General features: G+C 76.0%; 1 protein-coding gene and 1 pseudogene. Both read left to right on the top strand.

The window, feature by feature from the left end:
* A partial coding sequence (locus ACWD4P_RS15090; RefSeq protein WP_449779890.1) for an amino acid adenylation domain-containing protein occupies positions 1–9,511 on the top strand: 9,511 nt, incomplete at its 5' end.
* A 123-nt stretch (positions 9,512–9,634) separates the two neighbouring features.
* Positions 9,635–16,729 (top strand): annotated as a pseudogene (locus tag ACWD4P_RS15095) (amino acid adenylation domain-containing protein); the annotation flags it as partial.
* Between the last annotated feature and the right edge of the window lie 50 nt (positions 16,730–16,779).

Below are 16,779 nucleotides of genomic sequence, written 5' to 3' on the forward strand. Positions count from 1 at the left end.
CGCGGCCCGCCCCGACGCCCGCCCGACCCTCACCGAGCTGGTCGACGCCCAGGTCGCCCGCACCCCGGACGCCCCCGCGCTGTACGCCGAGGGCACCACCCTCGGCTACGCCGAACTCGACGCCCGGGCCAACCGGCTGGCCCGGGTGCTGGCCGCCCGCGGCCTGGGCACCGAGGACGTCGTCGCGCTGGCCCTGCCGAAGTCCCCCGAGGCGGTCGCCGCGATCCTCGCCGTCGCCAAGACCGGCGCCGCCTGGCTGCCCGCCGACCCGGCCTACCCGGCCGAGCGGCTGCGCCACATGCTGACCGACTCCCGCGCCGCCCTGGTGCTGACCACCACCGAGGCCGCCGGGCAGCTGCCCGAGACCGGCGCCCCCCGGCTGCTGCTCGACTCGCCCGAGCACCTCGCCGCGCTCGACGCCCTGCCCGCCGACCCCTTCACCGCCGCCGAGCGGGTGCGGCCGGTGAGCGCGCCGAACACCGCGTACGTCATCTACACCTCCGGCTCCACCGGCGTGCCCAAGGGCGTGGCCGTCACCCACACCGGGCTGCCCAGCATGGTCGCCACCCAGGTCGCCGCCACCGGGGTCGGCCCCGGCAGCCGGGTGCTCCAGGCCTCCTCGCTCAGCTTCGACGTCTCGGTCTCCGACCTGTGCGTGGCGCTCACCACCGGCGCCGCGCTCGTCCTGCCCCGCGAGCAGAGCCAGCTGGTCGGCGAGCCGCTGGCCGCCCTGATCGACCGGTTCGGCGTCACCCACGCCGACGTCGCCACCGCGATGATCTCCACCCTGCCCGACCTGCCGATGCCCTCGCTGCGCACCCTGATCGGTGGCGGCGAGGCGGTCTCCCGCGAGCTGGCCGCCCGCTGCGGCCGCGGCAGGCTGATGCTCAACAGCTACGGGCCGACCGAGGCCACCGTCATCGTCTCCATGAGCGAGCCGCTGACCGGTGAGGAGCAGCCCCCGATCGGCCGGCCCTGCCGGGACGTGCGCATCCACGTGCTGGACGAGCGGCTGCGCCCGGTCGAACCGGGCACCGTGGGCGAGCTGTACCTGGCCGGCCCGCACCTGGCCCGCGGCTACCTGAACCGCCCCGGCCTGACCGCCGAGCGCTTCGTGGCCGACCCGTACGGCGAGCCCGGCGACCGCATGTACCGCACCGGCGACCTCGGCAGCTACCGCCCGGACGGCCAGCTGGACTTCCTCGGCCGGGCCGACGACCAGGTGAAGATCCGCGGCTTCCGGGTGGAGCTCGGCGAGATCGAGCAGACCCTCTCCGCCCACCCCGGGGTGTGCCAGGCCGTGGTGCTGGTCCGCGAGGACCGCCCGGGCGAGCGCCGCCTGGTCGGCTACACCGTCGGCACCGCCGACCCGGCCGAGCTGCGGGCGTACTGCGCCGAGCGGCTGCCCGACCACATGGTGCCCACCGTCGTGGTGCTCGACCGGCTGCCGCTCACGCCCAACGGCAAGGTCGACAAGCGCGCCCTGCCCGCGCCGGTGTTCGGCGCCGGCGAGGAGGACGGCCGCGCCCCCGCCGGCGAGCTGGAGCACACCCTGGTCCGGCTGTTCGGCGAGGTGCTGGGGCTGCCCCGGGTGGGCGTCACCGACTCCTTCTTCGAGCTCGGCGGGGACTCCATCGTCGCCATCCAGCTGGTCTCCCGAGCCCGGCACGCGGGCCTCCAGCTCACCCCGCGCGAGGTGTTCCTCGCCCCGACCGTCGAGGCACTGGCGCGGATCGCCCGTCCGCTGGAGGGGCCCGTCGTGATCGAGCCCGCCGGGGCCGGCCTCGGCGAGGTGCCGGCGACGCCCATCGTGCACTGGCTGGCCGCCCAGCACGGCGAGGTCGAGAGCTTCTACCAGTCCACCGTGCTCACCCTGCCGGCCGGCACCGCCCGGGAGCACCTGGCCACCGCCGTCCAGGCCCTGCTCGACCACCACGACCTGTTCCGCGCCCGCACCTCCCCGCTCGCCGAGCGCCCCTGGACGCTGCACGTGCCCGAGCCCGGCGCCGTCGCCGCCGCCGAGGTGCTGAGCCGGGTCGAGGGCCCGGCCACCGCCGGGGCGCTGCGCTCCGCGACCGGGGCCGCCCGGGAGCGGCTGTCGCCCGAGGACGGCCGGATGGTCCGGGCGGTGCACTTCGACAGCGGCCCCGCACTGCCCTCCCAGCTGCTGCTGGTGATCCACCACCTGGTGGTGGACGGCGTCACCTGGCGCATCGTCGAGGAGGACCTGCTCGGCGCGCTCGCCGCGCTCCGCGAGGGCCGCGCCGTCGAGCTCGCGCCGGTGCCCACCTCCTTCCGCCGCTGGGCCCAGCGGCTCGGCGCCGAGGCGCGGACCGACCGCCGGGCCGCCGAACTCCCGCTCTGGCAGGCCGCCCTGGCCACCCCGGACCCGCTGCTCGGCGACCGCCCGCTGGACCCGGCCCTGGACACCTACGCCACCGAGGGACAGCTGCGGCTCGTGCTGCCCGCCGCGACCACCCGGGCGCTGCTCACCAAGGTCACCGCCGCCTACCACGCCCAGGTCAACGACGTGCTGCTGACCGGTCTCGCACTGGCCCTCGGCCACTGGCGGGGCCGGGAGACCACCGGGCCCGACGGCGCCGTGCTGGTCACCGTCGAGGGCCACGGCCGCGAGGAGGTCGTCGAGGGCGTCGACCTGCACCGCACCGCCGGCTGGTTCACCTCCGTATACCCCGTCCGGCTCGCCCCCGGGGCTCTGGACTGGTCCGAGGTCACCGCGGCCGGCCCCGGACTCGGCCGCGCCCTGGGCCGGGTGAAGGAGCAGCTGCGCGCCGTCCCGGACAACGGCATCGGCTTCGGCCTGCTGCGCCACCTCAACCCGGACACCGCCGCCGTCCTCGCCGGCCACGCCGACCCGCAGATCGAGTTCAACTACCTGGGCCGCTTCGCACCCGAGGGCGTCACCGCCGAGGACGTGCTGGCCGGCACCGAGGCGATGTCCGAGGGCGCCGCGCACGGCCTGGCGCTCGGCCGGGTGCTCGGCCTGGACGCCACCACCGTGGACACCCCGCAGGGCCCGCTGCTGGTCGCCCAGTGGTCGTACGCCGGCGGGCTGCTCTCCGAGGAGCGGGTGCGCGCCTTCGCCGAGGCCTGGTTCGCCGCGCTGACCGCGCTCGCCGAGCACGCCGAACGGCCGGACGCCGGCGGGCACACCCCCTCCGACTTCCCGCTGGTCGCGCTCACCCAGGAGGAGCTGGACGGGCTCGCCGCCCACCACGCCCCGGCCCGCCTGGCGGACGTCTGGCCCACCTCGCCGCTCCAGCAGGGCATGGCCTTCCACTCGGCGTACGACGCCGAGGGCGCGGACGTCTACACCTCGGTCGTGACCTTCGACCTCACCGGCCCGGTGGACGCCGCCCGACTGCGCGCCGCCGCCGAGGCGCTGCTGACCCGCCAGCCGAACCTGAAGGCCGCGTTCCACCAGCGGCACGACGGGCCGCCGGTGCAGGTCGTCCCCGACGGCGTCGAGCTGCCCTTCACCGTCCTCGACCTGAGCGCCCACGCCGACCCGTCCGCGGAGGCCGCCCGGATCGCCGCCGCCGAGTACGGCCGCCGCTTCGACCTCGACCGCCCGCCGCTGCTGCGCTACACCCTGCTCACGCTCGCGCCCGGGCGCCACCAGCTGATCGCCTCCGCGCACCACATCCTGCTGGACGGCTGGTCCACCCCGCTGTTCGCCGAGGAGCTGTGGGGCCTGTACTTCGAGCAGCCGCTCGCCCCGGCGGCCCCGTACCGCGAGTACCTGCGCTGGATCACCCGGCGCGACGGCGCGGCCGCCCGCGCCGCCTGGGCCCAGGCCCTGGCCGGCGCCGACGAGCCCACCCTGCTCGCCCCCGGCCGGTCGGCGGCCACCCCGCAGCTGCCGCTGCGCCTGCACACCGGGCTCACCCCGGAGACCACCGAGGCCCTCGCCCGCACCGCCCGCCGCTACGGCGTCACCCTCAACACCCTGGTCCAGGCGGCCTGGGGCGTGCTGCTGACCCGGCTCACCGGGCGCGAGGACGTGCTGTTCGGCACCACCGTCTCCGGCCGGCCGCACGACCTGCCGGGCGTGGAGCGGATGATGGGCCTGCTCATCAACACCGTGCCGGTGCGGGTGCGCCTGGACCAGGCGGAGAGCTGGGGCCAGCTGCTGCTGCGGCTGCAGCACGAGCAGTCCGCGCTGCTGGACCACCAGCACCTCAGCCTCACCGAGATCCAGCAACTCGCAGGCGTGGGCAGCCTGTTCGACACCGTCACGGTGTACGGCAACTACCCGGACCCGTCCGCGCTGGACGACGCGGACCCGAGCGGCGCCACCCGCGTCGCCCTGGTCGAGGACGTCGACAGCGCCCACTACCCGCTGGTGCTGGCCCTCACCCCGGGCGACGGCCTCCAGCTGCGCCTCGACCACCAGCCGGACGCCTTCACCGCGGAGCAGGCCCGCACCCTGCTGGACCGCTTCCTCGCCCTGCTCGACCGGATCGTCGCCGACCCGGCCGAACTCGTCGGCACCGTCGAGGTGTTGACCGCGGACGAGCGCGCCGAGCTGGTCACCCGGTGGAGCGGCACCACCACCCCGCTGCCGGAGGGCTCGCTGCCCGAGCTGTTCGAGGCCCGCGCGGCCGCGACCCCGGACGCGATCGCGCTCACCGCCGAGGACGCCGAGCTCACCTACGCCCAGCTCAACGCCCGGGCCAACGGCCTGGCGCTGCGGCTGGTCGAGGCCGGGGTCGTCCGGGAGACGCCGGTCGCGCTGATGATCGACCGCTCGGCCGCCCAGGTGGTCGCGATCCTCGCCGTCCTCAAGGCCGGCGGCCTCTACGTGCCGCTGGACGACGCCCAGCCGGCCGACCGACTGCGCACCGTGCTCGCGGACGCCGGGGCCGTCCTGGTGCTGGCCGACGCCGCGCACCGCGCACACCCCGCGCTGGCCGGGCTGACGGTCCTCGCCCCGGACGCCGAGGAGCACCCCGGGAACCTCGGACTGCCGCAGCACGCCGACCAGTTGGTGTACGTGATGCACACCTCCGGCTCGACCGGCGTGCCCAAGGGCATCGCCGTCACCCACCGCGGCGTGGTGGACCTCGCGCTCGGCGGGCAGTTCACCGGCGGCGGTCACGAGCGGCTGCCGGTGCACGCGCCCTCCGCCTTCGACGCCTCCACCTACGAGATCTGGACCCCGCTGCTCTCCGGCGGCCAGCTGGTGATCGCTCCGGCCGGCCGGCTCGGCATCGCCGAGCTGGCGGCGGTGATCGGCCACGAGCGCACCACCTCCGCCTGGATCAGCGTCGGTCTGTTCAACGTGCTGGCCGCCGAGGCCCCGGAGACCTTCGCCGGGCTGCACGAGGTGTGGACGGGCGGGGACATCGCCTCGCCGGCCGCCATGCGCCGGGTGCTGGACAGCTGCCCCGGGCTGCGGCTGGTCAACGTCTACGGGCCGACCGAGACGACCACCTTCGCCACGCACTTCCCGATGACCTCGGCCGCCGAGGTGCCGGCCGTCGTGCCGATCGGCCGGCCGCTGCCCAACAACCGGCTGTACGTGCTGGACGCCGGACTGCGCCCGGTGCCGGTCGGCGTGGCCGGCGAGCTGTACATCGGCGGCAACGGCCTGGCCCGCGGCTACGTCCGCCGCCCGGGGCTGACCTCCGAGCGCTTCGTGGCCTGCCCGTTCGGCGAGCCCGGCGGCCGGATGTACCGCACCGGCGACGTGGTGCGCTGGACGCCCGCGGGCGAACTGGAGTTCGTCGGCCGAGCGGACGACCAGGTCAAGCTGCGCGGCTTCCGGATCGAACTCGGCGAGGTGGAGGCGGCGTTCACCGCCCACCCGGCGGTCGGCCAGGTCTGCGCGGCGGTCCGCCAGGACCAGCCCGGCGACAAGCGCCTGGTCGCGTACGTCACCGGCGAGGTACGGGCCGAGGAGCTGCGCGACTTCGTCACCGACCGGCTGCCCGGCTACATGCTGCCGGCCGCGATCGTCGTCCTCGACGAACTGCCGGTGAACCCCAACGGCAAGGTGGACCGCAAGGCCCTGCCCGCCCCCGACTACAGCGGCGCCGACGGCGGGCGCGCGCCGCGCACCGCCGCCGAGCAGGCCCTGTGCGGGCTGTTCGCCGAGGTCCTCGGGCTGGCCCGGATCAGCATCGACGACAACTTCTTCGACCGCGGCGGCCACTCCCTGCTGGCCACCAAGCTGATCAGCCGGATCCGGGCCGGCCTCGGCGCCGAACTGCCGATCCGCGCCCTCTTCGACAACCCGACGGTGGCCCTGCTGGCCGCCGCGCTGCCCGACTCCGCGGCGGCCCGTCCGGCCCTGCGGCCGGCCGAGCGGCCCGAGCGGGTGCCGCTCTCCTCGGCGCAGCAACGCCTTTGGTTCATCGAGCAGTTCGAGGGCCCCAGCGCGCTCTACAACACCCCCGTCGCGGTCCGGCTCACCGGCGCCGTCGACCTGCCCGCCCTGGAGCTGGCCGTCCGGGACGTGGTGCGGCGGCACGAGGTGCTGCGCACCGTCTTCCCGACCGTCGACGGGCAGCCGCACCAACGCGTCGTCAGCGCCGACGAGTTGCCCCTGCACCAGGTGCGGGTGGCCGACGAGTCCGAGCTGCGGACCGCGCTGGTCGCGGCCGGCGAGGAGGTCTTCGACCTCGCCCACGACCTGCCGGTGCGCGCCACCCTGCTGTCGCTGCCGCACGAGGAGCACGTCCTGCTGGTGCTGATGCACCACATCGCCAGCGACGGCTGGTCGGTCGGGCCGCTCTTCCGCGACCTCGCCGAGGCCTACGAGGCCCGCCGCGCCGGCTCCGCGCCCACCCGTGCGCCGCTGCCGGTGCAGTACGCCGACTACACCCTCTGGCAGCGCGAGCTGCTCGGCACCGACGAGCGGCCCAGCACCCTGCTGACCGACCAACTCGCTTACTGGCAGCAGGCCCTGGCCGACGCCCCGGAGGAGCTGGCACTCCCCTACGACCGTCCGCGCCCGGCCACGCCGGGGCACCGGGGCGGCCTGGTGGAGGTCGCCGTCGACGCCGAACTGCACGGCTCCCTCGTCGAGTTGGCGGCGGCGCAGAACGCCAGCCTGTTCATGGCGCTGCAGGCCGCGGTCGCCGTCCTCTACACCCGCCTGGGCGCCGGCACCGACCTGCCGTTCGGCACCCCGGTGGCCGGCCGCACCGACGAGGCCCTGGACGACCTGGTCGGCTTCTTCGTCAACACCCTGCCGCTGCGCACCGACACCGGCGGCGACCCGACCTTCCGGGAGCTGCTCGACCGCGTCCGGCGCGCCGACCTGGACGCCTACGACCACCAGGACATCCCCTTCGAGCGCCTGGTCGAACAGCTCAACCCGACCCGCACCCCCGCCCGCCACCCGCTCTTCCAGACCCTGGTGGCCCTGGAGAGCCGGGTCACCGTCCCCGCCTCCTTCGGCGGCCTGGGCTGCGCGGAGCACCCCTTCGAACTGGACGTGGCCAAGTTCGACCTCTCCTTCCGCTTCACCGAGCAGGGCCCCGGGGCGGGCCTGACGGTGGCGCTCGAGTACGCCGTCGACCTCTTCGACCACGCCACCGCCGCCTCCCTCGCCGAGCGGCTGCTGCGGGTGCTGGACGCCGCCGCGGCCGCCCCGGACGCGCCGATCGGCACCATCGGGATCCTCGCCCCGGCCGAGCGCGAGCAGCTGCTCACCGGCTGGAACGACACCGCCTCGCCCGTCCCGGACGCGACCCTGCCCGAGCTGTTCGAGGCGCGGGCCGCGGCCACCCCCGACGCGCCGGCCGTGGTCTCCGAGCACGGCACCCTCAGCTACGCCGAACTGGACTCCCGGGCCGAGCACCTGGCCGTCCGCCTGGCCGCCGCCGGGGTCGGCGCCGAGACGCCGGTGGTCCTGCTGATGGACCGCTCCGCCGACCTGCTGACGGCGATCCTCGCGGTGGCCAAGGCGGGCGGCTGCTACGTCCCGCTGGACGACCGGCACCCGGCCGAACGGCTGCGGCGGATCACCGCCGGGACGGCCGCCGCCCTCGTCCTGGTCGACGGGGCGCACCGCGACCACCCGCTGGCCGCCGACGCCCCCTGCCCCGTCCTGCCGCTCACCGAGGGCTGGTTCGACGGCCCGCGCGAGCGGCGCGCCGAGCGGACCGCGCCCCACCCGGAGCAGCTCGCGTACGTGATGTTCACCTCCGGCTCCACCGGGGAGCCCAAGGGCATCGCGATCAGCCACCGGGACGTGGTGCAGCTCGCCACCGACCCGTGCTGGCGGCACGACGAGGGCCTGCGGGTGCTGTTCCACGCGCCGCACGCCTTCGACGCCTCGACCTACGAGATCTGGGTGCCGCTGCTCTCCGGCGGCCGGGTGGTCGTCGCGCCGCCCGGCGACCTCGACGCGGCCGCCATCCGCGAGCTGGTCCGGGTCCACGCGCTCACCCACGTGCACGTCACCGCGGGCCTGTTCCGGGTCATCGCGGAGGAGGACCCGGGCATCTTCGCCGGTGTGCGCGAGGTGCTGACCGGCGGCGACGTGGTCTCCGCCCCGGCCGTGCGCCGGGTCCTGGAGGCCGTCCCGGGGATCGCCGTGCGGGCGCTCTACGGGCCGACCGAGACCACCCTGTGCGCCACCCAGTACCCGATGCCGGACGCCGCGGCGGTGCCGGGCACGGTGCCGATCGGGCGCCCGCTGGCCAACACCCGGCTGTACGTGCTGGACGCCGGACTCCAGCCGGTGCCGGCCGGGGTGGCGGGCGAGCTGTACATCGCCGGGGCCGGCCTGGCCCGCGGCTACGTCGACCGCCCCGGGCTGACCTCCGAGCGCTTCGTGGCCTGCCCCTTCGACGGCGTCGGCAGCCGGATGTACCGCACCGGCGACCTCGCCCGTTGGACGGCGGACGGCGTCCTGGAGTTCCTCGGCCGGGCCGACGACCAGGTGAAGATCCGCGGCTTCCGGATCGAACTCGGCGAGGTGGAGGCCGCGTTCACCGCCCACGGGAGCGTCGGCCAGGCGCTCGCGGTGGTCCGCGAGGACCAGCCGGGCGACAAGCGCCTGGTGGTGTACGCCACCGGCAAGGCCACCGGCGGGGAACTGCTCGCCTTCGTCGCGGACCGCCTCGCCGCCTACATGCTCCCGGCCGCGGTGGTCGTCCTGGACAGCCTGCCGGTGACGGCCAACGGCAAGGTCGACCGCAAGGCCCTGCCCGCGCCCGAGTACGCCGGGGCGGCCGAGGGCCGCGCCCCGCGCACCGAGCGCGAGCGGGAGCTGTGCGCCCTGTTCGCCGAGGTGCTGGGCGTGCCGACGGTCAGCATCGACGACCGGTTCTTCGACCTCGGCGGCCACTCCCTGCTCGCCACCCGGCTGGTCAGCCGCATCCGCGCCACCCTCGGCGCGGAGCTGCCGATCCGCACCCTGTTCGACTCGCCCACGGTCGCCGCCCTCGCCGCCGCCCTGCCCGGCGGAGAGCAGGCGCCCGCGCCGAAGAAGGCCCGTCCGGCCCTGCGCCCGATGCGCCGCCCGCAGGCCTGACCGGCGGCGGGACGCGGGCCGCCCACCGGCGGCGGCCCGCCCCGCCGCACGACCGCCCGGCCCCACCCGTCAGAGCAGCACCACCAGCCACAGCAGCCGTACGTCGCCAGTCGGAGGCAGACCTTGATCCCGTTGTCGTTCGCCCAGCAGCGGCTCTGGTTCATCGAACAGTTCGAGGGCCGGAGCGCCCTCTACAACACTCCGTTCGCCCTCCGGCTGACCGGTGAACTCGACGCCGCCGCCCTCGAGGGCGCGCTCGGGGACGTGGTGGACCGGCACGAGGTGCTGCGCACCGTCTTCCCCACCGCCGACGGCCGGCCCCACCAGCACATCCTTCCCGAGGGGCGCCCGCCGCTGCACCGGGTGCCGGTGGCCGGCGAGGCCGAGCTGCGGGAGCTGATGAGCGCGGCCGCCGGGCACGTCTTCGACCTCTCCCGGGACCTCCCGCTCCGGGCCTGGCTGTACGCCCTGCCCGCGCCGGGCGAGCACGTCCTGCTGCTGCTCACCCACCACATCGCCAGCGACGGCTGGTCGGTCGGGCCGCTCTTCCGCGACCTCGCCGAGGCCTACCGGGCCCGGCTGGCCGGCACCGGCCCGCAGTGGGAGCCGCTGCCGGTGCAGTACGCCGACTACACCCTCTGGCAGCGCGAGCTGCTCGGCGAGGAGGACGACCCGGAGAGCGTCGTCTCCCTGCAACTCGCCCACTGGAAGCAGGCGTTGTCCGGCCTTCCGGAGGAGCTGGCGCTCCCCTACGACCGTCCCCGCCCGAGCCGGCCGAGCCACCGCGGCGGCGCCGCCGACTTCGAGCTGGACGCCGAACTGCACGGCGCGCTGACCGAGTTGGCCTCCGGCCGGCACGCCAGCCTGTTCATGGCGCTGCAGGCCGCGGTCGCCGTCCTCTACACCCGCCTGGGCGCCGGCACCGACCTGCCGCTCGGCACCCCGGTGGCCGGCCGCACCGACGAGGCCCTGGACGACCTGGTCGGCTTCTTCGTCAACACCCTGCCGCTGCGCACCGACACCGGCGGCGACCCGACCTTCCGGGAGCTGCTGGACCGCGTCCGCCGCACCGACCTGGACGCCTACGACCACCAGGACATCCCCTTCGAGCGCCTGGTCGAACACCTCAACCCGACCCGCACCCCCGCCCGCCACCCGCTCTTCCAGACCGTCGTCACCCTGAACGCGGAACGGGCCGGGGACCTCGCCTTCGGCGCCGCGACCGGCACCCCGGTCGAGACCGGCGAGGCCCAGGCCCAGTTCGACCTCAACTTCAACTTCGTCGAGCGGCTCGCGGCCGACGGCACCTGCCTGGGCGTGCGCGGCGCCGTCGACTACGCGGCCGACCTCTTCGACCACGCCACCGCCGTCTCCCTCGCCGAGCGGCTGGTGCGCGTGCTGCGCGCCGCCGTGGCCGCCCCGGACGCGCCGATCGGCACCATCGGGATCCTCGCCCCGGCCGAGCGCGAACAGCTGCTCACCGGCTGGAACGGACCGGCCGCGGCCGTCGCCGAGCGGAGCCTGCCCCGGCTGTTCGAGGCCCAGGCCGCCGCCACCCCCGACGCCCTCGCCCTGGTCTCCGGCGCCGAACGGCTCGACTACGCCGAACTGAACGACCGCGCCAACCGGCTCGCCGCCCTGCTGCTGGAAAGCGGTCTGACCACCGAACAGCCGGTCGCCGTGCTGATGGAGCGCTCCGCCGCCCTGCTCACCGCCGTCCTCGCGATCGCCAAGGCGGGCGGCACCTACGTCCCGCTGGACGACCGCTACCCGCTGGACCGCCTCCAGCACATCCTCGCCGACACCCGCACCGCCCTGCTGCTGACCGACCTGGCCCACCGGGGCCACCCGGTGCTCGCCACCGAGGGCTTCGCCACCGTCGAGGTCACCGACGCGCTGCTCGCCGACGCCCCCGCGGCCGGCGACCCGGCCCTGCCGGTGCTGCCCGGCCAGCTGGTCTACGTGATGTACACCTCGGGCTCGACCGGGGTGCCCAAGGGCGTCGCCGTGACCCACCGCAACGTGGTCGACCTGCTCGGCAACCCGCACTTCCGGGCCGGCCACCACGAACGCGTGCTGCTGCACTCCCCCACCGCCTTCGACGCCTCCACCACCGAGATCTGGGCGCCGCTGGTGACCGGCGGGGCGATCGTGCTCGCCGAGCCCGGCGAACTGGACATCCGCCGCCTCGCCGAGACCGTCACCACCCACCGGGTGACCCTGGTCCAGGCCCCGTCCGGCCTGCTGCGGCTGATGGCCGACGAGGACCCGGCCGCGTTCCGCGACGTCCGCCAGGTGTGGACCGGCGGCGACGTCGTCCCCCCGGAGTCGGTGCGCCGGATCCACCGGGCCTGCCCGGACACCGACGTCGTCGCGGTGTACGCGCCCACCGAGACCACCGCCATCAAGACCACCTTCACCATGCGCCCGGGCGAGCCCGTCCCCGCCGTGGTGCCGATCGGGCGGCCGCTGAACAACACCCGGCCGTACGTGCTGGACACCGCGCTGCGCCCGGTGCCGGCCGGGGTGGCGGGCGAGCTGTACCTCGCCGGGGCCGGCCTGGCCCGCGGCTACGTCGGCCGTCCCGGACTGACCTCCGAGCGCTTCGTGGCCTGCCCGTTCGGCGAGCCCGGCAGCCGGATGTACCGCACCGGCGACCTGGTCCGCTGGACCGCCGACGGCGTGCTGGAGTTCCTCGGCCGGGCCGACGACCAGGTGAAGATCCGCGGCTTCCGGATCGAACTCGGCGAGGTGGAGGGCGCGTTCACCGCCCTGCCGGACGTCGGCCAGGCCTTCGCCGTGGTCCGCGAGGACCAGCCGGGCGACAAGCGCCTGGTGGTGTACGCGACCGTCACCGGCACCGGCGGGAGCACCCCCGCCGAACTGCGCGCCGCCGTCGCCGACAGCCTGCCCAGCTACATGCTCCCGGCCGCCGTGGTCGTCCTCGACGCCCTCCCGGTGACGGCCAACGGCAAGGTGGACCGCCGCGCCCTGCCCGCCCCCGACTGGGCCGGGGCCGCCGAGGGCCGCGCCCCGCGCACCGACACCGAGCGCGCGCTCTGCGAACTGTTCACCGACGTCCTCGGGCTGGACCGGATCGGCATCGACGACAGCTTCTTCGACCTGGGCGGCCACTCGCTGCTCGCCACCAAGCTGGTCAGCCGCGTCCGCACCGCGCTCGGCGCCGAACTGCCCGTCCGCGCGCTGTTCGACGCCCCCAGCGTGGCCGCGCTGGCCGAGGCCCTGGCCGCCCCGGCCGCCGAGCGGCCGGACGCCCGCCCGGCCCTGCGGCCGGCCCGCCGGCCCGAGCGCGTCCCGCTCTCCCCGGCGCAGCAACGCCTGTGGTTCATCGACCAGTTCGAGGGCCCGAGCGCGCTCTACAACACCCCGTGCGCGATCCGGCTGACCGGACCGGTCGACGCCGCCGCCCTCCGCTCCGCCCTGGCGGACGTGCTCGACCGCCACGAGGTGCTGCGCACCGTCTACCCGACCACCGACGGCCGGCCGCACCAGCTGGTCCTGGATCACCCCGAACTCCCGCTGCACACCGCGGCGGTGGCCGACGAGAACGAGCTCGCCGAGGCCCTCGCCGAGGCCGGTGCGCAGGTCTTCGACCTCGCCCGCGACCTGCCGGTGCGCGCCACCCTGCTGTCGCTGCCGCACGAGGAGCACGTCCTGCTGGTGCTGATGCACCACATCGCCACCGACGGCTGGTCCGTGGTCCCGCTGCTGCGCGACCTCGGCGAGGCCTACGAGGCCCGCCGCGCCGGCACCGCCCCCGGCTGGCGCCCGCTGTCCGTGCAGTACGCCGACTACACCCTCTGGCAGCACGAGCTGCTCGGCACCGACGAGCGGCCCAGCGCCCTGCTGGCCGAGCAACTCGCCTACTGGCAGCGCACCCTGGCCGACCTGCCGGAGGAGCTGGCGCTCCCCTTCGACCGCCGGCGCCCCGCCACCCCGAGCCGCCGCGGCGCCGCCGTGGAACTGCGGATGGACGCCGGACTCCACGCCGCCCTGGTCGAGTCGGCGCAGCGCGGCCGGGCCAGCGTGTTCATGGTGATGCAGGCCGCGCTGGCCACCACCCTGGGCCGGATCGGCGCGGGCACCGACCTGCCGATCGGCACCGTGGTGGCCGGCCGCTCCGAGGAGGCGCTGGAGGACCTGGTCGGCTTCTTCGTCAACACCCTGGTGCTGCGCACCGACACCAGCGGCGACCCGAGCTTCCGGGAGCTGGTGGAGCGCGTCCGGCTCGCCACCCTGGACGCCTTCGAGCACCAGGACGTGCCCTTCGAGCGGCTGGTCGAGCTGCTCAACCCGGTGCGCTCGACCGCCCGCCACCCGCTCTGCCAGGTGATGCTGACCTCCGGCGGCGAGGCCGGGGAGACCAGTCTCGGCGGGTTGCCCGCCCGGGTCGAGCAACTGGACTCGGACCTCGCCAAGTTCGACCTGACCTTCGCCTTCAGTGAGAGCTTCGACGCGGCCGGCGCGCCCGCCGGGCTGGGCCTGACCCTGGAGTACGCCGTCGACCTGTTCGACCGGGCCACCGCCGAGGCGACGGCCGCCCGCTTCGAGCGCGTCCTGCGCTCGGTGCTGGCCGACCCGGAGCAGTCCGTGAGCCGGGTCGAGGTGCTGGCCCCCGAGGAGCGCGAGCAGCTGCTCACCGGCTGGAACGACACCCGGGAGGACCTCCCGCTCGCCACCTTCCCGGCGCTCTTCGAGGCGCAGGCCGCCGCCCGCCCGGAGGCCGTCGCGCTCGCCTTCGGCACCGAGCGGGTCAGCTACGGCGAGCTGAACGAGCGCGCCAACCGCCTCGCCCGGCTGCTGGTCGAGCACGGCGCGGGCCCCGAACGGTTCGTCGCGATCGGCCTGGAGCGCTCGATCGAGCTGATCGTCGCCCAGCTGGCCGTGCTCAAGGCCGGCGCCGTCTTCCAGCCGCTGGACCCGCGCTACCCGGCCGACCGGATCGCCCACATGCTGGCGGACGCCCGGCCCGCGCTGGTCCTCACCAGCGCGGCCCTGGTCGACGGCCTGCTCGGCGACAGCACCGTCCCGCGGCTGCTGATCGAGGACCTGGACGCCTCCGGCCACCCGGCGCACGACCTCACCGGCACCGCGATCACCCCGCACTCGGCCGCGTACGTCATCTACACCTCGGGCTCCACCGGCCGCCCCAAGGGCGTGGTGGTCACCCACAGCGGGCTCGCCGCCATGGTGGAGAGCCAGCGCCGGGGCCTGGCCGTCACCCCGGACAGCCGGGTGCTGCTGTTCGCCTCGCCGTCCTTCGACGCCGCCGTCTGGGAGCTGGGCATGGCGCTGCTCACCGGCGCCCGGGCCGTCCTCGGCGACGCCGACCGGCTGCTGCCCGGCCCCTCGCTGGCGGAGCTGGTCGCCGAACAGGGCGTCACCCACCTGACCCTGCCGCCGACCGCGCTGGCCGTGCTCGCCCCGGACGCCCTGCCGCGCGGCGCCACCCTGGTGGTCGCCGGCGAGGCCTGCCCGCCGGACCTGGTCGAGCACTGGTCGGCCCGGCTGCGGATGGTCAACGCCTACGGCCCGACCGAGTCCACCGTCTGCGCCAGCATGAGCGGCCCGCTCGAAGGCCGGACCGCCCCGCCGATGGGCCGGCCCGTGCTCGACACCCGGCTCTACGTCCTGGACGCCGCGCTGCGGCCCGTCCCGGCCGGGGTCGAGGGCGAGCTGTACATCGCGGGCGCCGGCCTGGCCCGCGGCTACCTCAACCGGCCCGGCCAGAGCGCCGAGCGCTTCGTCGCCGACCCGTACGGCGAGCCCGGCAGCCGGATGTACCGCTCGGGCGACCTGGTCCGCCGCCAGGCCGACGGCACCCTGGAGTACCTGGGCCGCACCGACCACCAGGTGAAGATCCGCGGCTTCCGGATCGAGCCCGGCGAGATCGAGGCCGCGCTCGCCGGACACCCGTCGCTGGCCCAGGCGTTCGTGCTGGTCCGGGAGGACCGACCGGGCGACCGCCGGCTGGTCGGCTACGCCGTCGCCCGCCCCGGGCACGCCGTCGACCAGGCCGAGCTGCGGGCCCACGTCGGCGCCTCGCTGCCGGACTACATGGTGCCCTCGGCGGTCGTCGCCCTGGACGCCCTGCCGCTGACCGCCAACGGCAAGGTGGACCGCAAGGCCCTGCCGGCCCCCGACACCGCCTGGCTCGGCACCGGGCGGGCACCCTCGACCCCCCGGGAGGAGCTGCTCTGCGGCCTGTTCGCCGACCTGCTCGGACTGGAGAAGGTCGGGGTCGACGACAACTTCTTCGAGCTGGGCGGGCACTCGCTGCTGGCCAGCCGGCTGGTCGCGGACCTGCGCGAGCTGGTCGGCGACGGCGAGGCGATCGGCGTCCGCGCGCTGTTCGAGGCGCCGACCGTCGCCCGGCTGGCCGAGCGGCTCGACCGGGGCCCGGCCGCCGAGGCCTTCCCCGTCCTGCTGCCGATCCGCACCCGCGGCTCGCGCCCGCCGCTGTTCTGCGTCCACCCGGCCGCCGGCATCAGCTGGGTCTACACCGGCCTGCTGCGCCACCTCGACGCCGAGCAGCCGATCTACGGCCTCCAGGCCCCCGGCCTGGCCGACCCGGCCGCACAGCCCGCCTCCGTCGCGGAGCTGGCCCGGACCTACCTGGCGCGGATCCGCGCCGTCCGGCCCGAGGGCCCGTACGCCCTGCTCGGCTGGTCCTTCGGCGGGGCCGTCGCCCACGCGATCGCCGCGCTGCTGCGCGAACAGGGCGAGGAGGTCCGGCTGCTGGCCCTGCTGGACGCCTACCCGGGCACCGGCGAGCCGGGGCCCGAGCGGTGGCGGGACGACCCGGCCCAGCTCGCGGTGATCCTCGACTCGCTCGGCCACCCGGCCGGCGAGGTCACCGCCTGGCCCGCGGACGAGGACGGCTACGCCGCGCTCGTCCGGGACGGCGAGGGCCCGCTGACCGGCCTCAGCGGCGCCGGGGTGGCCCGGGTGGTCTCGGTCTTCCAGGCCAACGCCGAACTGTCCCACGAGCTCCCGCTGCCCGGCTACGACGGCGACGCGCTGTTCTTCACCGCCGCCAAGGACCGGCCGGCCGACGCCCCCGACCCGGAGAGCTGGCGCCCGCACCTGGGCGGCCGGCTCGACGTCCACGAGGTGCCGAGCACCCACGGCGCGATGACGGGCGCCGAGGCGCTCGCCGTCATCGGCCCGCTGCTCGCCGCCCGCCTGACCTCCTGACCCGCCCGCCCAACGGCCCGACACCCCTACCGACCGCAGGCGACCGACCT

This window comes from Kitasatospora sp. NPDC002543 (genome assembly GCF_053594915.1).